Origin of the sequence: Pseudomonas sp. 313, assembly GCF_000316965.1 — a bacterium.
Classification (GTDB): domain Bacteria; phylum Pseudomonadota; class Gammaproteobacteria; order Pseudomonadales; family Pseudomonadaceae; genus Chryseomonas; species Chryseomonas benzopyrenica.
In genome coordinates, this window is the sequence record NZ_ANBZ01000044.1 from 1 (window position 1) to 17,496 (window position 17,496).

Sequence of the window (17,496 nt, forward strand, 5' to 3'; positions counted from 1 at the left end):
TTTTTTATGGGCGTTTGCCCGATCAATCGTCGTCGTGCATCTGCGACTGGATGTAGTTCTCGATCCCGACGCTGGCGATCAGACTCAGCTGGGTTTCCAGCCAATCGATGTGCTCTTCCTCGGACTCGAGGATGCTCTTGAGCATGTCGCGGCTCACGTAGTCCCGCACGCTTTCGCAATAGGTGATGGCTTCACGCAGGTCAGCCACGGCGCTGATTTCCAGGCGCAGGTCGCACTGGATCATTTCCTGGGTGTTCTCGCCGATCATCAGCTTGCCCAGGTCCTGCAGATTGGGCAGGCCTTCCAGGAACAGGATGCGCTCGATCAAGCGATCGGCGTGCTTCATCTCGTCGATGGATTCCTTGTACTCATGATGACCCAGCTTGCGGATACCCCAGTCGTTGTACATCCGCGAGTGCAGGAAATACTGGTTGATGGCCACCAGTTCGTTGCCAAGGATCTTGTTCAAGTGCTGGATGACGGTGATATCGCCTTTCATGGCCGGACCTGCAAATCGGGTGGGATTGCCGGCAGTCTGAGCGTGGAAGGGCCCTTTGTCAAAAGCTTAAGTTGTTGAAAAATCGACGAAAATCGAACGGTAATCGAAAGCTTTTCCATCCTTTCCGTAAGCGTTTGATTAGACAATAAAAAAGCCGGACGCAAGGTCCGGCTTTTTTTGCAGGGATGTTGCTCAGGCGCGCGGGACGTCCAGGGCGTAGGCGAGCTGCTGGGCACCATGTAGCTCACCGAGGGTTTCCTTGACCACCTGCTTGGCGAGGCAAGCGCACTTGCCGCACTGGGTGGCGCAACCCGTGCTTTCCCGGACTTCCCGATAACTGCAGCAGCCTTCATAGATGGCTTCGCGAATATGCTTGTCGGTCACGCCACGGCAAAGACACACGTACATGGATCGCCTGCTGTATGAGTGGAGGTGCCGCTAAAGCTAATGACAATGAGAATGATTGTCAAAGGTGTAGGCGGCAAAATCTCATCAAAGACGTCCTGGGCGACAGGCGGTTGTCCGATCAGTCCAGGTCGACCCAGCCGCCCATCTCCCGCCAGCGATTGACGATGCCGCAGAACAGCTCGGCGGTCTTCTCGGTGTCGTAACGGGCCGAGTGGGCTTCGCGATTATCGAATTCGATACCGGCCGCCTGACAGGCCTTGGCCAATACCGTCTGACCATAGGCCAGGCCGGCGAGGGTAGCGGTATCGAAGCTGGAGAAGGGGTGGAAGGGATTGCGCTTCAGGCCACAACGCAAGACCGCGGCATTGAGAAAACCCAGGTCGAAGCTGCTGTTGTGGCCGACCAGGATGGCTCTCTTGCAGCCACTGGCCTTGAGCGACTTGCGCACGCCCTTGAAGATCTCGCTCAGGGCCTGCTCTTCGCCCACCGCCATGCGCAGCGGATGGTCGAGCTTGATGCCGGTGAATTCCAGCGCCGCCGGTTCGATATTGGCGCCGACGAAGGGTTCGACGCGGAAGAAGTAGGTGTGATCCGGATAGAGCACCCCTTCCTCGTCCATGGCCACGGTGGTGGCGGCGATTTCCAGCAGGGCATCGGTGGCGGCGTTGAAGCCACCGGTCTCGACGTCCACCACCACCGGCAAATAGCCGCGAAAGCGGCGCGCCATGGGGATGCGCGAGTCGGACATCGGCTGGCTGGCATCCAGTTCGTCGCTGAAGGTCTCGTCCATGCTCATGCGCCCACCTCCAGCCGCCAGCGCAGCGTTTCGCCCGCGCGCAGCGGAATCACCTCGTGGTCGCCGAACGGCAGGGAGGCCGGCGCCTGCCAGTCCTCGCGCACCAGGGTGACGATCTCGGTGTTGCGCGGCAGGCCGTAGAAGTCGGCACCGAAATGGCTGGCGAAGCCTTCCAGGCGGTCGAGGGCATTGCGGCTTTCGAAGGCCTCGGCATAGAGCTCCAGGGCGCCATAGGCGGTGTAGCAGCCGGCGCAGCCGCAGGCCGCTTCCTTGGCGTGACGGGCATGGGGTGCCGAATCGGTGCCGAGGAAGAACTTGGGATTGCCGCTGGTGGCGGCGTCCAGCAGGGCGCTCTGGTGGGTATTGCGCTTGAGGATCGGCAGGCAATAGAAGTGCGGCCGGATCCCGCCCACCAGCATGTGGTTGCGGTTGTACAGCAGGTGGTGGACCGTGATGGTGGCACCGACGTTGGCCGGGGCCTCGCGCACGAAGGCAGCGGCATCACCGGTGGTGATGTGCTCGAACACCACCTTCAGCGTCGGGAAGCGCTGGACGATACGCACCAGGTGCTCGTCGATGAATCGCTTCTCGCGGTCGAAGACATCCACCTCGGCATGGGTGACCTCGCCATGCATCAGCAGCGGCAGGCCGATCTCGGCCATGGCTTCCAGGGTGGGGAAGAGGTTGTCCAGCGAGGTGACCCCGGAATCGGAGTTGGTGGTGGCACCGGCCGGATAGAGCTTGGCGGCGTGCACGAAGCCGCTGGCCTTGGCGCTGCGTACGTCGTCCGGGCTGGTGCGGTCGGTGAGGTAGAGCACCATCAGCGGCTCGAAGCGACTGCCGGCCGGACGCGCGGCCAGGATGCGCTCGCGGTAGGCGGCGGCCTGTTCGGCGTTGCGCACCGGTGGCACCAGGTTGGGCATGACGATGGCGCGACCGAATTCCCGGGCGGCGTCGGCGACGGTCTGCGGCAGGGCGGCGCCGTCGCGCAGGTGAATGTGCCAGTCATCGGGACGGGCAAGGGTGATCCGGTCGGTCATGCGGGATTCCAGGCTGCGGGAAAGTAGGGAAATGCTACCGGAAAAGGGGGTAGCCGGCACCCGTGCGGCGGGACCGCGCTCAAGTTTTCCGCGCCCTCGACCGATAAGAAGCCCAGGTACTTTTTCTTTCCGGAGCCCGACGTGCGCCCGCGTTACCTCTTCCTTTCCTGTCTGCTGCTCGCCGTGCCGGCCTGGGGGATGACCTTCCAGAGCCGGCTCGAGAGCGTGGAATGGAAAGTGGAGGGCGACATCTTCGCCTGTCGCCTGCTGCAGCCCATCCCGCGCTTCGGCAGTGGTGGCTTCCTGCGCCGCGCGGGCGAAGCCACGGTGTTCGAGCTGCGGCCCAATGGCCAGTGGCTGCCGGCGGGCAGTGCCCACCTCAAGGCGGCCGCAGTGCCCTGGAAGCCGGGGCTCGGGGACATCAGCCTCGGCTCGGTCAAGGTGGTGGAGGGCGAACAGGCGCTGGCCACCAGCGCACAGCAGGCGCAGCGCCTGCTGGCGGGGCTGATGGAAGGGCGTATGCCCCAGGTGAGCAGGGCAGGTGCCCTGGATGACCGGGTCGAGGTCCGGCTGCTGCCGGTGCGCTTCGAGCCGGCCTACCAGCAATTCCAGGCCTGTACCCAGAAGCTGCTGGCGGTCAATTTCGAGCAGATCCGTCATTCCCAGGTCGGCTTCCCGGGCGGCGGCGATACCCTGGACGACCTCGCCAAGGCCAAGCTCGATCTCATCGACGAGTACCTGAAGGCCGATCCGACGGTCAATCACGTCATCGTCTCCGGCTACAGCGACAACCAGGGCACCCGGTTGGACAATCGCCAGGAATCCCGCCTGCGCGCCATCGCCGTGATGGAGTACCTCAAGAGCAAGGGTTTCGCCGCCGAGCAGATCGAGCTGCGCTTCTTTGGCGAGCAGTATCCCGTGGCACCCAACACCAGCAAGGCCAATCGCGCGCTCAATCGCCGGGTGACCCTGGTGTTCTCACGGGCGCCGGCAAGCAGCGAACCAGCGGCCGCGCCAACCACCAGCACCGCCGCCAATCCGGCCGAACCGCCGGCGCCTACCCCGGCACCGCCCGCCAAACCCAAGGGCTGATCCACCCGACCGGATGTCGCCCAGACATCAGAGTGCGTCGCGCCCCTGTAAAAGCGGCGAGGCGACCAGTAGACTTGTCGCTTTCCGACTCAACGCAACACACGGGAGCGAACGGCATGGCGGATGTGAAGAAGGTAGTCCTGGCGTATTCCGGCGGCCTGGACACCTCGGTGATCCTCAAGTGGCTGCAGGATACCTATAACTGCGAAGTGGTGACCTTCACCGCTGACCTCGGCCAGGGCGAGGAAGTCGAACCGGCACGCGCCAAGGCCCAGGCCATGGGCGTCAAGGAAATCTACATCGACGACCTGCGCGAAGAGTTCGTCCGCGACTTCGTCTACCCGATGTTCCGTGCCAACACCGTCTACGAAGGCGAGTACCTGCTGGGTACCTCCATCGCCCGTCCGCTGATCGCCAAGCGCTTGATCGAGATCGCCAACGAAACCGGTGCCGACGCCATCTCCCACGGCGCCACCGGCAAGGGCAACGACCAGGTGCGCTTCGAGCTGGGTGCCTATGCGCTCAAGCCAGGCGTCAAGGTGATCGCCCCCTGGCGCGAGTGGGACCTGCTGTCCCGCGAGAAGCTGATGGACTACGCCGAAAAGCACCAGATCCCGATCGAGCGCCACGGCAAGAAGAAGTCGCCGTACTCCATGGACGCCAACCTGCTGCACATCTCCTACGAGGGTGGCGTGCTGGAAGACACCTGGACCGAGCACGAAGAAGACATGTGGCGCTGGACCAAGTCCCCGGAAGCCGCACCTGACACCCCGACCTACATCGAGTTGACCTACCGCAACGGTGACATCGTCGCCATCGATGGCAAGGAGCTGAGCCCGGCCACGGTGCTGGCCGAACTGAACCGCATCGGCGGCGAGAACGGCATCGGTCGCCTGGACATCGTCGAGAACCGCTATGTGGGCATGAAGTCCCGTGGCTGCTACGAGACCCCCGGCGGCACCATCATGCTCAAGGCCCACCGCGCCATCGAGTCCATCACCCTCGACCGCGAGGTGGCCCACCTCAAGGACGAACTGATGCCCAAGTACGCCAGCCTGATCTACACCGGCTACTGGTGGAGTCCCGAGCGGCTGATGCTGCAGCAGATGATCGACGCCTCCCAGGCCAACGTGAACGGCGTGGTGCGGCTGAAGCTGTACAAGGGCAACGTCATCGTCGTCGGTCGCCAGTCCGACGAGTCGCTGTTCGACGCCAACATCGCCACCTTCGAAGAAGACGGCGGTGCCTACAACCAGGCGGACGCGGCGGGCTTCATCAAGCTCAACGCCCTGCGCATGCGCATCGCCGCCGGCAAGGGTCGCACCCTGCTGTAAGGGTGGCCCTGCAACGCAAAACCCCAGCCTAGGCTGGGGTTTTTTATGGGCTACAGATCGAAGTCGTACTCGGAGATCTGCCGCTTCAGGCGACGCTCTTCGAGCATGTCGTCGATCAGGCGCCGCTTGGTCAGATTGGTCTTGCTGATGACGATGGGCTCGACGGTTTCAGGCGTCTCGCCATCGGTCTCGAAATCGTCGTCTACATCGATATCGCTTTTGTCTTCGGCCATTGGTAACTCCTGCAAGGCTGGACAGGGTCACACGCACTCATGACAGGGCGGCGGGACCTTTTCGCGCACCTTATAACGACAAAGCAGGGGCCGGTAAAAAAGATTTTTTCAATCGCTGAAGGGCTTTGATACGCCCTTTTTCAATCGTCAGAGGTTTTTGCCTTGTATTCACAGAGATCTTCGATGCGGCAGCTGCCGCAGCGGGGCTTGCGCGCCTGGCAGACATAGCGGCCATGCAGGATCAGCCAGTGGTGGGCATCCAGCAGGTAGGCCTTCGGCACCACCTTGAGCAGCTTGAGCTCGACCTCCACCACGTTCTTGCCGGGGGCCAGATTGGTTCTGTTGCTGACCCGAAAGATATGGGTGTCCACCGCCATGGCGAGCTGGCGGAAGGCAGTGTTGAGCACCACGTTGGCGGTCTTGCGGCCCACGCCGGGCAGGGCCTCCAGTTCTTCGCGGGTCTGGGGTACCTCGCCGCCATGGCGTTCCAGCAGCAGCCGGCAGGTCTCGATGACGTTCTTGGCCTTGCTGTTGTAGAGCCCTATGGTCTTGATGTACTCCGACAGACCCTCTACCCCGAGATCCAGGATGGTCTGGGGCGTGTTGGCCACCGGATAGAGGCGGGCGGTGGCCTTGTTGACGCTGACGTCGGTGGCCTGGGCGGAGAGGATCACCGCGATGAGCAGCTCGAACGGCGAGGCATAGGCCAACTCCGTCTTGGGGTCGGGATTGTCCTCGTGCAGGCGACGAAAGATTTCCAGGCGTTTGGCAGCGTTCATCGGGCGATTTGCTCTTCCAGGGCCACGAGGCGGTGAGCCGCCTGCTGAGCGGCGCTGTGCAAGGTTTCCAGTTGCGCGTTCTGCTCGAGTGTTGGCTCGGTACCAAAGGCCCGCTCGGCCTTGGTCAGCTGGGCACGCGCCAGGGTGGCAGCGATCCGCGCCTGCTTGAGGGCGGCGGGATCGGCGGCTGGCGTCGCCAGAGCAGGTGCGCTGGCAGTGGCGGGCGCTTGCTGCGCCTGGTCGAGGGCCGCCTGGGCCTGCTGGGCGGCTTCACGCAACTGCTGCACCTGGGTTTCCAGTGCGGGCGTGCCGTATTGGGCCAGTTGCCGTTCGGCCTTCTGCAGGGCGACACGTGCCATGGCGGCAGCGATCTTCAGCGGCTTGAGCGAGGATTCCGCCGTGGCGGGGTGCTCTGCAACCGTGGCGGTCGCAGGTGGCACCTGACGGCGCTGGCGCTCGGCGTCCAGTCGCTCGCGGTCCCGCTGCAGGCGCGCCTGGCGGGCATCGAAGCGGCGGCGGTAGTACTGCGCGCGCTGACGTTCCGCCTGGCGATCGACCGGTGCCGGCACCGCCACCAGATCGATGCAGTCCACCGGACAGGGCGCCAGGCACAGCTCGCAACCACTGCATTCGCTTTCGATGACCGTGTGCATCAGCTTGGCCGCGCCGAGGATGGCGTCGGTAGGGCAGACCTGGATGCACTTGGTACAGCCGATGCACTCGGCCTCGCGGATCACCGCGCGCTGGCTGGGCGTCACCGGATAGGGCGAATCCAGGGGCAGCGGCGGACGCTGCAGCAGCGCTGAAAGCTCGAGGATGGTGGCTGCGCCCCCGGGCGGACACTTGTTGTGCGCTTCGCCCGCGGCGATGCCCGCCGCATAGGGCTGGCAACCGGGATGGCCGCACTTGCCGCACTGGGTCTGCGGCAGCAGGGCGTCGATGGCGGTGATGAGAGTAGCGTGGGCGTTCATGATCAGGGTCGGGGCTGGGGGAAGAACGGCGCCCTGAGAGCCTGCTCAAAGTCGGCTGCGCGTCGGCCAAACTGCGTTGAAAATGGCTTCGGAATGCTCATTTACGCTTTGTAAACTCCGCTTCCTCAGCCATGTTCGCCTTGTTTGTCGCTAGCTCGCTCGCCTTTGAGCAGGCTCTCGGCGCCGTCGCTGTCACATCACCCGCTGGCCGGGCTTGGCGCCACTGTCGGGGCTGAGCAGGTGGATCTCGGTGCCGCCGGGGCCGGCGGCCAGGACCATGCCTTCGGAGACGCCGAACTTCATCTTGCGCGGAGCCAGGTTGGCGACGTACAGGGTCAGCCGACCTTCGAGCTGGCTCGGCTCCGGGTAGGCGCTCTTGATGCCGGAGAAGACGTTGCGCTTGGCGTCGCCGATGTCCAGGGTCAGGCGCAGGAGCTTGTCAGCGCCCTCGACGAATTCGGCCTTTTCGATCAGTGCGATGCGCAGGTCGACCTTGGAAAAGGTATCGAAGTCGATGGTCTCGGCCAGCGGGGCCTTGGTCAGTTCGCCGTTGCCGGCGGGCTCGGGCGCGGCCTGGGCGGCCAGGTCTTCCTTGGAAGCGTCGATCATGGTCTGCACCTTGGCGGGTTCGATGCGGGTGAGCAGGGGCTGGAAGGCGTTGAGCTGATGATTGGCCAGGCGGGTGTCCAGGTCGGCCCAGGTCAGGGGGGCGACATTGAGGAAGGCCTCGGCGGCGGCGGTCAGGTTGGGCAATACCGGCTTGAGCAGGATCGCCAGCTGGCGGAACAGCTCGATGCCCTGGGCGCAGATGGCCTGGACTTCGTCGGCCTTGCCGTCCTGCTTGGCCAGGCTCCAGGGCGCCTTGTCGGCGATCCAGGCGTTGGCGCGGTCGGCCAGGGCCATGATCTCGCGCATGGCACGGCCGAAGTCACGGGTCTCGTAGGCCTCGGCGATGCTCGGCGTGGCGGCGCGGAAGGCGGCTTCCAGTTCGGGTGCGGCCTGGGCATCCACCAGCAGGCCGGCGTTGCCCTTGTGGATGAAGCCGGCGCAGCGGCTGGCGATGTTGACCACCTTGCCCACCAGGTCGGAATTGACCTTCTGCACGAAGTCCTCGAGGTTCAGGTCGATGTCCTCGACGTGGCGTGAGAGCTTGGCGGCGAAGTAGTAGCGCAGGTATTCGGGATTCAGGTGATCCAGGTAGGTGCGCGCCTTGATGAAGGTGCCGCGGGACTTGGACATCTTCTGGCCGTCGACGGTGAGGAAGCCGTGGACGTTCAGCGCCGTGGGCTTGCGGTAGCCGGCGCCTTCGAGCATGGCCGGCCAGAACAGCGCATGGAAGTTGACGATGTCCTTGCCGATGAAGTGGTACAGCTCGGCCGTGCTGTCCTTGGCCCAGTAGGCGTCGAAATCCAGGTCGTCACGACGGTCGCAGAGATTCTTGAAGCTGGCCATGTAGCCGATGGGCGCGTCCAGCCAGACATAGAAGTACTTGCCCGGGGCGTCGGGGATCTCGAAGCCGAAGTAGGGCGCGTCACGGGAGATGTCCCATTCCTGCAGGCCGGCGTCCAGCCATTCGGCGATCTTGTTGGCCACCGATTCCTGCAGGGCGCCGCTGCGGGTCCAGCCCTTGAGCATCTCGGCGAAGTCGGGAAGCTTGAAGAAGAAGTGCTCGGATTCGCGCAGCACCGGGGTCGCGCCGGAGATGGCCGACTTGGGGTCCTTCAGCTCGGTGGGCGCATAGGTGGCGCCGCACTTCTCGCAGTTGTCGCCGTACTGGTCGGCGCTGCCGCATTTGGGGCAGGTGCCCTTGATGAAGCGGTCGGCCAGGAACATCTGCTTGTCCGGGTCGAAGTACTGGGTGACCGGACGGGTGGCGATGTGGCCGTTCTCCCGCAGCTTCAGGTAGATGGCGCGCGACAGCTCGCGATTCTCTTCCGCATGGGTGGAGTGGAAGTTGTCGAAGGCCACGCCGAAGTCGGCGAAGTCGGCGCTGTGCTCGCGCTTGACGTTGTCGATCAACTGCTCGGGCGTGATCGCCTCGCGCTCGGCGCGCAGCATGATGGCCGAGCCGTGGGCGTCGTCGGCGCAGACATAGATGCACTGGTTGCCGCGCAGCCGCTGGAAGCGGGCCCAGATGTCGGTCTGGATGTACTCGACCATGTGGCCGAGGTGGATGGAGCCGTTGGCGTAGGGCAGGGCGCTGGTGACGAGAATCTTGCGGGGCTCGGTCATGGTCTTGGCTGGATCGCGGCGCTGATAAGTTGACCGACCATCATAGCGAAATGGCCGGTCGGTTTCATCCGTGGGGATGGGCGTTGAAAAGCGCGAAGTCCTGCGAGCTAGCGCCAGGCAAGGCGGAAATTGCCGAAGAGGCGCAGTTTACAACGGGTAAATGAGCATTCTGAGGCAGTTTCCAACGCCGTCTGGCCGACGCGCAGCAGACTTCGAGCATTTAGAGATCGGCCAGCTGCCAGTACAGGGCATTGACCATGGCCGCGCCCAAGGCGGCGCTGCGGGCACCGTTCCAGCCCACATCCGGGCGGGGGTCATTGGCGTTGTCCTTGAACGGCAGCTCCAGGGTCAGGGCCAGGCAGCCATGGGTATGGCCGACATACTTGGTGGCGAGTTTCAGGGTTTCGCTGCCGAAGTGACCACGGGGATAGCCGTACCGGGTCTGGAAATCCGGGCTCGCACGTTGGAAGCGCTGCAGGAAGGCCTGTTGCTCGGCCTCTTCGCGCTCACCGAAGTTGGGCAGGCCATTGCAGCCGTCGACGAAGACATAGGGCAGGGCCTCGTCGCCGTGGATGTCGAGAAACAGGTCGCAGCCGCTCGCGGCGATGGCGCGGCGTACCGCCAGCACCTCGGGACTGCGTCCTTCGTCCGGCTCCAGCCATTCGCGGTTGAGGTTGGCGCCGGCGGCGTTGGTGCGCAGATTGCCCAGCGCCGAGCCGTCGGGATTCATGTTGGGCACCACGTGCAGCACGGCCCGCTCCAGCAGCTTGGCGCCCACCGGATCGCCCTGGTGTTCGCCCAGGCCGAGCAGCCTACGCAGCAGGCCTTCCACGAACCACTCGGCCATGGGCTCGCCGGGGTGCTGGCGGGCGATGATCCAGATGTTCTTCTTGCCAGCGCCCGGCGTACCGATGCGCAGCAGGTCCAGCGAACGTCCCAGCAGCGAACGGCCGACGGTTTCCAGACGGACGGCGGGGTGGCGTTGCGCCTCACCAACGAAGGCCAGGTGACGGCTCTCCGGATAGGGCTCGAAATAGGCGAAGAACAGGCTGTCGTGTTCCGGGGTGACGGTCCAGCTCAGGGTCTTGCCGTCGTAGCGGGTGGGAATGCGGAACCACTCCTGCCCGCAATAGCTGGCGACCACGCCATAGTCGCGCCAACCCTCTGGGTAGGCGCACGCGCCGGCGTTGTCGAAGCTCAGCTGGCAGGGTAGGCCGCGGGCGCCTTCGAGACGGAAATGGAACCACTGGGTGAAGGGCGAGGCGGTGTCCGGGCGAATGCGCAGGCGGATATCCGCGTGATCGGCCAGGGACAGCACCTCGACGGCGCCGCTGTCGAAGGTGGAACTGATGTGCAAGGAAGAGGCGTTCACGCAGGGCTCCACGGGCGAGGGGAAAGCCGGGAGTGTAGCGCCGCGTGGATAGGCTTTAGCAAGGACAGTGGGTAGCATAGGCCGCAGCTTCTCTTTCCTATCCGCTGTTTCCGGGAGTCTGCATGACCGCTCCGACTCGCGAGGCCATCGAGGCCGCGCTGCGCCAGTATCACGATCCCTATCTCGAACAGGACCTGCTCAGCGCCGGCGCCCTGCGCGACCTCGCGCTGGACGGTGGCCGGGTGCGCGCCCGCTTCGAGCTGGGCTATGCCGCCGGACTGTTCAAGGGTGGCCTGGCCCAGGTGCTCAAGACTGCGCTGGAGAACGTCCCCGGGGTCGAGACCGCCGAGATCCAGATCGACTGCACCATCGCGCCCCACGCGGCGCAGCCGCAGTTGGAGGCCATGGGCAACGTCAAGAACATCATCGCCGTGGCCTCGGGCAAGGGCGGAGTGGGCAAGTCCACCACGGCTGCCAACCTGGCGCTGGCGCTGGCCCGCGAAGGCGCCCGGGTCGGCGTGCTGGACGCCGACATCTATGGCCCCAGCCAGGGCATCATGTTCGGCTTCGCCGAGGGCACCCGTCCCGAGGTGCGTGACGAGAAGTGGTTCATCCCGCTGCAGGCCCATGGCGTCGAGGTCATGTCCATGGCCTTCCTGACCAACGACAAGACCCCGGTGGCCTGGCGCGGCCCCATGGTCTCCGGCGCCCTGATCCAGCTGATCACGCAAACCGCCTGGAATGACCTGGACTACCTGGTGATCGACATGCCGCCGGGCACCGGCGACATCCAGCTGACCCTGGCGCAGAAGGTGCCGGTGGCCGGTGCGGTGATCGTCACCACGCCCCAGGACCTGGCCCTGCTGGATGCCAAGAAGGGCGTGGAGATGTTCCAGAAGGTCAACATCCCGGTGCTCGGGGTGGTGGAAAACATGGCGGTGCACATCTGCTCCAACTGCGGCCATGCCGAGCACCTGTTCGGCGAAGGCGGCGGCGGCCGGCTGGCCGAGCAGTACGGCGTGGACCTCTTGGCCTCGCTGCCGCTGGCCATGGCCATCCGCGAGCAGGCCGACGCCGGACGGCCCACCGCCATCGCCGATCCGGACAGCCAGATCGCGCTGATCTACCAAGAACTGGCGCGCAAGGTCGGTGCCCGCATCGCCCAGGGCGGCCAGGCTGGCGGCGGCATGCCGACCATCACCGTGAGCGACGACTGATTTCGTCCGTTCGCCTTTGAGACCGCGCGGCTATCCACTAGAATGCGCGGTCAATTTTTTCGCCCCGGAGCCAGACCTGCCATGAGCATCAAATCGGATAAGTGGATTCGCCGCATGGCCCAGGAGCACGGCATGATCGAGCCCTTCGTCGAGCGCCAGATGCGCGGCGCGGACGACAGCCGGGTGATCTCCTACGGGGTGTCCAGCTACGGCTACGATGTGCGCTGCGCCAACGAATTCAAGGTCTTCACCAACATCCATTCCGCGGTGGTGGACCCGAAGAACTTCGATGACAAGAGCTTCGTCGATGTGGTCAGCAACGTCTGCATCATCCCGCCGAACTCCTTCGCCCTGGCGCGCACCGTGGAATACTTCCGCATTCCGCGCGACGTCCTGACCATCTGCCTGGGCAAGAGCACCTACGCCCGCTGCGGCATCATCGTCAACGTCACGCCGCTGGAGCCCGAGTGGGAAGGCCACGTCACCCTGGAGTTTTCCAACACCACGACCCTGCCGGCCAAGATCTACGCCAACGAGGGCGTGGCCCAGATGCTGTTCCTGCAATCCGACGAGGCCTGCGAGGTCTCCTACAAGGATCGCGGCGGCAAGTACCAGGGCCAGCGCGGCGTGACCCTGCCGCGCGCCTGATCCGCGCGTCTGTTCTGGAAGCCGCCCTCGGGCGGCTTTCCTATTTCCGGGACTCAAGAACTGGCGTCAGCCGCCGATAGCCTGTGACCTGACTTATCTTTGGAGTGGACTTTCCATGGCCGGCATTCTCGACACCGTCGATCAACGCACTCAGCTGGTTGGCGAGAACCGTCTGGAAATTCTCATGTTCCAGCTGTCCAGCCGGCAGATGTTCGCCATCAACGTGTTCAAGGTGCAGGAAGTCCTCAAGCTGCCGCGCCTGACCCAGATGCCCAAGCGCCATCCGATGATCTGCGGCGTGGTCCACCTGCGTGGCCAGACCCTGCCGGTGATCGACCTGGCCGCCGCCATCGGCATGCGACCCATCACCCCCGACGAGAACAGCACCATCATCGTCACCGAGTACAACCGCTCGGTGCAGGCCTTCCTGGTCGGTAGCGTCGATCGCATCATCAACCTCAACTGGGACAGCATCCAGGCCCCGCCCGGCGGCGCCGGACGCCAGCACTACCTGACCGCCATCACCCGCATCGAAGACCGCCTGGTGGAGGTGATCGACGTGGAAAAGGTGCTGGCGGAGATCGCCCCCTACAACGTCAAGGTCTCCCAGGAGCGCCTGGCCGATCCGCTGCTGGCCAAGGCCCGCGGCCGCGAGGTGCTGCTGGTCGACGACTCCAGCACCGCCATTGGCCAGTTGCGCGACACCCTGGTGCAGCTGGATCTGAAATTCCACGTCGCCACCGACGGCCTGCAGGCCCTGCGTAAGCTCAAGGCCTGGGCTGACGAGGGCGTGGTGCTGACCGAGAAGCTGCTGATGGTACTGACCGATGCCGAGATGCCGGAAATGGACGGCTACCGCCTGACCACCGAGATCCGCCAGGATCCGCGCCTCGCCGACCTCTATGTGGTGTTGCACACCTCGCTGTCCGGCAGCTTCAACGAAGCCATGGTGAAAAAGGTGGGCTGCAACGCCTTCCTCTCCAAGTTCCAGCCCGATCAACTGGTCGAGGAAGTGCGCCGGCGCCTGGCGCTGGCCGAGGAGTAGTTCCCGCGGTTTCGCCGCTCCGGCGCCTCCCTTACACTGGCGGCCTTTGTCCGCCGCCAGGAAGCCGCGCCCATGTCGCACCTCAGTGCCCTCTATCGTTATCCCGTCAAGTCGACGGCCGTGGAATCCCTGGCGCAGGCCGAGGTGGACGCCTTGGGCCTGGTGGGTGATCGCCGCTGGATGGTGGTAGATGCCGACACCGGCCGCTTCCTGACCCTGCGCCAACTGGCGCAGATGAATCAGATCGAGGCGCGCTGGCTGGCCGCTGACCGCCTGCGCCTGAGCGCACCGGGACGGACGCCGATCGAGGTGGCGGTGCCGGGCGCGGCAGACGAGCAACTCGGCGTGACCATCTGGCGCGATACCCTGCAGGCGCCGGTGGCTGCCGAAGCCGATGCCTGGCTGAGCGACTTCCTCGGGCGTCCTTGCCGCCTGGTGCACATTGCCGAAAGCCATGCTCGCCAGATCAACACTGATTTTGCCGAGCCCGGGCAGAAGGTCCACTTCGCCGATGGCTTTCCCCTGCTGCTGACCAGCGAGGCCTCTCTGGCCGATCTGGTGGCGCGCGTCGGCAAACCGCTGGAAATGCTGCGCTTCCGGCCGAATCTGGTGGTGGAAGGGACGCCGGCCTATGCCGAGGATGGCTGGAAGCGACTGCGCATCGGGACGGTGGACTTCGCCGTGGCCTGTCCCTGCGCGCGCTGCATCGTCATCACCCAGGATCCGGTGACCGGCGAGAAGGATCCGGATCGGCAACCGCTGACCGCGCTGCGCGAATACCGCTTCAATGACAACCGCATGTTGTTCGGCATGAACGTCATCCCCCTGGGCCGTGGCGTCATCGAGGCCGGCATGCCAGTGGAGGTGCTGGAATGAGTCCCGTGCGGCGTGTGGCGCTGGTCAGTCCGGCAGGTGCGGTCAAGGAAGAGCTGGTCACGGCAGCGGTCGAGCAGTTGCAGGCCACCGGTATCGAAGCGGTGCTGGGGGAGCAGGCGCTTAAGCGCCATCGCTATCTCGCCGGAACCGCCGAGGAGCGGGCAGCGGATCTGCATTGGGCGTTCAGCCAGGCAGACGTGGATGCAGTCTGGTGCCTGCGCGGCGGCTATGGCTCCGCCCAGCTGCTGCCCTGGCTGGACTGGTCGCGGCTGTCCAGCAGCAAGGGGCGGCCCCTGATCGGCTACTCCGATCTGACCGTACTGCTGGAAGCCTTTCACCGCCGTGGCCTCACCGCAATCCACGGTCCCGGCGCGCTGGACTGGGGGCGTCGTGACGAGGATCCTGAAGCCCAGGCCGCCCGTATCCGCTCCCTGGAGTCGGTGCTGGAGCTGTGCGCCGGTGCCCGTCCGGGCTGGCAACTGGAGCGCCTGGCCGGTCCGGCCCAGGTGCCTGCCGGCGAGCTGATCGGGGGTAACCTCACCACCCTGGCCAGCGTGGTCGGCACGGCGGCAGCGCTGCGTCCCCATGATGGCGCCATCCTCATGCTGGAAGACGTCGGCGAGCCCTACTACCGGCTGGAGCGCAGCCTCTGCCAGCTGCTGGGCAACCTGACCGAACATCGCATCGGCGCCGTCTGCCTGGGCACCTTCACCGATTGTCCACCGCGCAACGTCGAGCAGTCGCTGGAAGAGATCTTTGCCGAATGGCTGGCCCCGCGCGGCATCGCCCTCTACCGCGGCTTGCCCAGCGGCCACGGCCCGGAAAACCAGGCCTGGCCCTATGGGGCTCGTGTCCGTCTGGAAGCGGGTCGCCTGCAGGTCCTCTAGGCCTAACCGGCCCTGGGCGGATCAGTCCGCCCAGGGCGAGGCCAGTTCCAGCTTGCGCAGCATCTGGCGCTTCTTGCTGTTGTAGCCCTGCATCCGCACCAGCAGCTCATCCAGGGTGGCGACCGCCTTGAGGATGTGCGGGCCCTTGTTCAGCATCACGCATTCGGCGCGGACCCCGGTGGCGGCATCGGTGATCTCGGCGCGGGAAGGTGAGCCCTTCTTGGCCAGGTTTTCCAGGACCTGGGTCGCCCAGATCACCGGCACATGGGCCGCTTCGCACAGGCAGAGGATGTCTTCCTGCAGGGCCGCCAGACGCTCGAAGCCGCCTTCCACCGCCAGATCGCCACGGGCGATCATGACGCCGAATCCGCCGCGCTGCATTCCCGCCAGCAACAGCGCGGGAAGGTTGTCGAAGCCACGCCGGGTCTCAATCTTCAATACCACGGCCAAGTGGTCGGCCTGCAGGCGTTCCAATTCCACGAGCAAGGCGCGGACGTCGTCCGCGCTGTTGACGAAGGACATCTCGATGCCGTCGGCATGCTCGGCGGCAAAGGCGAGGGCGGCGAGGTCCTGGTCGCCCAGCGCTGCCAGCCGCAGGGTGCTCTGGGGAAAGTTGATGCCCTTGTCGCCCTTGAGCTTGGCGCCGCCGGGCGCATGGGTGATGCGGACGTGCAGTGCGTCTTGATCGGCGCGCTCGATCACCCCGCCGATCTTGCCGTCGTCGAACCAGACCGGCTCGCCGCCGCGCACGTCGGCGAATACCTGGGGCAGGGTGCAGCCCAGGGTGGCCGGTGTCAGCAGGCGACCGCCGCTGTCATGGCTGGCGGACTGGCCGGGCGTCTGGTCGGCGGTCAGGATCAGCAGGTCATCCTCGGCCAACCGCAGAGCGCCTGGCTGCGGAGCGAAGTCACCGATGCGGCTGTGCCGCTTGCGTCCGTAGCGCTCGACGCTCAGGTGCAGCCCAGGTGCGAGATAGGTGGTCTTGGCCGCCTCCGCCCAGCAGCCGCGGTCCGTGACCTCGACGATCGTCCAGCGACGCTGCGCCCGACGCGTGTCCGTCAGCTGGATCCGGTCACCTGGCTGCAAGCCGCTCAGCCAGCGCTCGCCTACCTGAATACTGGCCGCCGCGGGGGAGGGCGCCGGTCGCGACCGGCGGCGACCGGTCAGCCAGATCCGCGCTGGATGGCGTACGCGACCCTGGGCGTCGCGCTCGGGCTTTACCTTCTGCACCGCCGCGCCCGTGGCGATGGGGCCGGTGCGCAACTTGGGTCCCGGCAGGTCCATGAACACCCTGCACGGCCGGTCCAGCTCCGCGCTGGCCCGCCGCACGTGCTCGATCATGCGTCGCCAGCTGGCCGGTTCGTCATGGGCGCAGTTGATGCGCGCGCAATCCATGTGCGCCGCCAGCAGGTCGCGTACCAGCGAATAGTTGTCCGCGGCCTCCCGTGGCAGGGTGACCATGATGCGCACCGCCCGTGCGGAGGACGGGGTGCCGAACAGCGTCCGGGCGTGGTCGGCCAGGGGGTTGGCGGTCTTGGTGGTAGGCCGTGCCGCTGGGCTGCCACCCAGCAATCGTTCCAGGGTGTTGATGAGCGTCGTCACCGCCGGCAGCACCGCGGCTTCGGAGCGGCCCAGAGAGGACAACCCCAGGGCGGAGAGCTGCAGCTGCAGGCTATGCAGGTCGCCATCGCGCAGCGCCAGATAGGCGAGCAGGTTCTGCGCGCTGGCCCGGTAGGCGGGATTGAGCGCCTGCCGATCCAGCCGTGGGTCCGCGCTGGCCTGTTGCAGAGCGCCGTGCAGGGCGCGTAGCTCATCGAGGAGGGTGGCGAGAGCGTGATCGGGGGTCCGGGAGCGCGAGGTCGAACGGGGCGGCACGATAGGTCTCCAGCAGCAGGGGCCGGCGAGACGCTCGCCGGGCGTTCCTGTCTCGGACCCCCGGCCGCCGGAGAAGTGAAAAGCCAAGTGTTGCCAGACATTAGCGGCACATGGCCACTCATCACGGAGGTGCCGCTGGCGACCATAGGGAGTCGGCGAGGATGCTGCTATGATGCGCGGCCTTGACGACCA

At 65.4% G+C, this 17,496-nt stretch carries 16 protein-coding genes and 1 pseudogene; 7 read left to right on the plus strand and 10 right to left on the minus strand.

Annotated elements, in window-relative coordinates; genetic code table 11:
- Positions 1–22: 22 nt before the first annotated feature.
- From bfr to pyrC, 4 genes are all read right to left on the minus strand, one after another.
- Entirely contained in the window at positions 23–499 is a 477-nt protein-coding gene (gene bfr / locus C722_RS0109675) for a bacterioferritin (protein ID WP_017640309.1), read from the minus strand.
- Between the two features lie 192 nt (positions 500–691).
- Positions 692–907 (minus strand): bacterioferritin-associated ferredoxin, encoded by a 216-nt coding sequence (locus tag C722_RS0109680; RefSeq protein WP_026083759.1) that lies wholly within the window; start codon positions 905–907, stop codon positions 692–694.
- A gap of 118 nt (positions 908–1,025) precedes the next feature.
- Entirely contained in the window at positions 1,026–1,697 is a 672-nt protein-coding gene (rnt, locus tag C722_RS0109685; RefSeq protein WP_371099781.1) for a ribonuclease T, read from the minus strand.
- A gap of 2 nt (positions 1,698–1,699) precedes the next feature.
- A complete protein-coding gene (pyrC, locus tag C722_RS0109690) occupies positions 1,700–2,743 on the minus strand; it encodes a dihydroorotase (RefSeq protein ID WP_017640312.1) in 1,044 nt (347 codons plus the stop codon).
- Positions 2,744–2,884: 141 nt separating this feature from the next.
- Here pyrC and C722_RS0109695 point away from each other — a divergent pair, with 141 nt between their 5' ends.
- Positions 2,885–3,835, plus strand: coding sequence for an OmpA family protein (locus C722_RS0109695; protein ID WP_017640313.1), 951 nt, complete (start codon positions 2,885–2,887; stop codon positions 3,833–3,835).
- 116 nt (positions 3,836–3,951) lie between these two features.
- Positions 3,952–5,169, plus strand: a complete 1,218-nt coding sequence (locus C722_RS0109700) for an argininosuccinate synthase (protein WP_017640314.1) — start codon at positions 3,952–3,954, stop codon at positions 5,167–5,169.
- Positions 5,170–5,219: 50 nt separating this feature from the next.
- Here C722_RS0109700 and C722_RS0109705 read toward each other — a convergent pair whose 3' ends face one another.
- The 5 genes and pseudogenes from C722_RS0109705 to C722_RS0109725 all read right to left on the minus strand — a co-directional run bounded on the left by C722_RS0109705 (position 5,220) and on the right by C722_RS0109725 (position 10,756).
- Entirely contained in the window at positions 5,220–5,402 is a 183-nt protein-coding gene (locus C722_RS0109705; protein ID WP_017640315.1) for a PA3496 family putative envelope integrity protein, read from the minus strand.
- A 140-nt stretch (positions 5,403–5,542) separates the two neighbouring features.
- Positions 5,543–6,181 (minus strand): endonuclease III, encoded by a 639-nt coding sequence (nth, locus tag C722_RS0109710; RefSeq protein WP_017640316.1) that lies wholly within the window; start codon positions 6,179–6,181, stop codon positions 5,543–5,545.
- Positions 6,178–7,173 (minus strand): annotated as a pseudogene (locus C722_RS0109715) (RnfABCDGE type electron transport complex subunit B); the annotation flags it as partial. The gene nth and the pseudogene C722_RS0109715, both read right to left, overlap by 4 nt.
- 171 nt (positions 7,174–7,344) lie before the next feature.
- Positions 7,345–9,384 carry a methionine--tRNA ligase gene (metG, locus tag C722_RS0109720; RefSeq protein WP_017640318.1) on the minus strand — a complete coding sequence of 680 codons (2,040 nt, stop codon included), beginning with the start codon at positions 9,382–9,384 and terminating at the stop codon, positions 7,345–7,347.
- Between the two features lie 220 nt (positions 9,385–9,604).
- Positions 9,605–10,756 carry a M14-type cytosolic carboxypeptidase gene (locus C722_RS0109725; RefSeq protein ID WP_017640319.1) on the minus strand — a complete coding sequence of 384 codons (1,152 nt, stop codon included), beginning with the start codon at positions 10,754–10,756 and terminating at the stop codon, positions 9,605–9,607.
- A 122-nt stretch (positions 10,757–10,878) separates the two neighbouring features.
- On the opposite strand from C722_RS0109725, the gene apbC reads away from it, so the two are divergent.
- The 5 genes from apbC (at position 10,879) to C722_RS0109750 (ending at position 15,429) form a co-directional block, all read left to right on the plus strand.
- A complete protein-coding gene (apbC, locus tag C722_RS0109730; protein ID WP_017640320.1) occupies positions 10,879–11,973 on the plus strand; it encodes an iron-sulfur cluster carrier protein ApbC in 1,095 nt (364 codons plus the stop codon).
- Between the two features lie 81 nt (positions 11,974–12,054).
- Positions 12,055–12,621: a dCTP deaminase gene (gene dcd, locus C722_RS0109735; protein WP_017640321.1), complete on the plus strand. Its 567-nt coding sequence runs from the start codon at positions 12,055–12,057 to the stop codon at positions 12,619–12,621.
- A gap of 115 nt (positions 12,622–12,736) precedes the next feature.
- On the plus strand, positions 12,737–13,666 hold the full coding sequence (locus C722_RS0109740; RefSeq protein ID WP_017640322.1) for a chemotaxis protein CheV: 930 nt from the start codon (positions 12,737–12,739) through the stop codon (positions 13,664–13,666).
- A 72-nt stretch (positions 13,667–13,738) separates the two neighbouring features.
- Positions 13,739–14,542 carry an MOSC domain-containing protein gene (locus tag C722_RS0109745; protein WP_017640323.1) on the plus strand — a complete coding sequence of 268 codons (804 nt, stop codon included), beginning with the start codon at positions 13,739–13,741 and terminating at the stop codon, positions 14,540–14,542.
- Positions 14,539–15,429 carry an LD-carboxypeptidase gene (locus C722_RS0109750; RefSeq protein ID WP_017640324.1) on the plus strand — a complete coding sequence of 297 codons (891 nt, stop codon included), beginning with the start codon at positions 14,539–14,541 and terminating at the stop codon, positions 15,427–15,429. Before C722_RS0109745 ends, C722_RS0109750 begins: the two co-directional genes overlap by 4 nt.
- A gap of 21 nt (positions 15,430–15,450) precedes the next feature.
- On the opposite strand, the gene C722_RS0109755 is transcribed toward C722_RS0109750, so the two are convergent.
- Entirely contained in the window at positions 15,451–17,304 is a 1,854-nt protein-coding gene (locus C722_RS0109755; RefSeq protein ID WP_017640325.1) for a pyruvate kinase, read from the minus strand.
- Between the last annotated feature and the right edge of the window lie 192 nt (positions 17,305–17,496).

What these genes read in the sequence shown, in the direction of transcription:
- bfr (WP_017640309.1), bottom strand. Translation starts at nt 499, where the DNA reads ATGAAAGGCGATATCACCGTCATCCAGCACTTGAACAAGATCCTTGGC.
- C722_RS0109680 (WP_026083759.1), bottom strand. Translation starts at nt 907, where the DNA reads ATGTACGTGTGTCTTTGCCGTGGCGTGACCGACAAGCATATTCGCGAA.
- rnt (WP_371099781.1), bottom strand. Translation starts at nt 1,697, where the DNA reads ATGGACGAGACCTTCAGCGACGAACTGGATGCCAGCCAGCCGATGTCC.
- pyrC (WP_017640312.1), bottom strand. Translation starts at nt 2,743, where the DNA reads ATGACCGACCGGATCACCCTTGCCCGTCCCGATGACTGGCACATTCAC.
- C722_RS0109700 (WP_017640314.1), top strand. Translation starts at nt 3,952, where the DNA reads ATGGCGGATGTGAAGAAGGTAGTCCTGGCGTATTCCGGCGGCCTGGAC.
- C722_RS0109705 (WP_017640315.1), bottom strand. Translation starts at nt 5,402, where the DNA reads ATGGCCGAAGACAAAAGCGATATCGATGTAGACGACGATTTCGAGACC.
- nth (WP_017640316.1), bottom strand. Translation starts at nt 6,181, where the DNA reads ATGAACGCTGCCAAACGCCTGGAAATCTTTCGTCGCCTGCACGAGGAC.
- metG (WP_017640318.1), bottom strand. Translation starts at nt 9,384, where the DNA reads ATGACCGAGCCCCGCAAGATTCTCGTCACCAGCGCCCTGCCCTACGCC.
- apbC (WP_017640320.1), top strand. Translation starts at nt 10,879, where the DNA reads ATGACCGCTCCGACTCGCGAGGCCATCGAGGCCGCGCTGCGCCAGTAT.
- dcd (WP_017640321.1), top strand. Translation starts at nt 12,055, where the DNA reads ATGAGCATCAAATCGGATAAGTGGATTCGCCGCATGGCCCAGGAGCAC.
- C722_RS0109740 (WP_017640322.1), top strand. Translation starts at nt 12,737, where the DNA reads ATGGCCGGCATTCTCGACACCGTCGATCAACGCACTCAGCTGGTTGGC.
- C722_RS0109745 (WP_017640323.1), top strand. Translation starts at nt 13,739, where the DNA reads ATGTCGCACCTCAGTGCCCTCTATCGTTATCCCGTCAAGTCGACGGCC.
- C722_RS0109750 (WP_017640324.1), top strand. Translation starts at nt 14,539, where the DNA reads ATGAGTCCCGTGCGGCGTGTGGCGCTGGTCAGTCCGGCAGGTGCGGTC.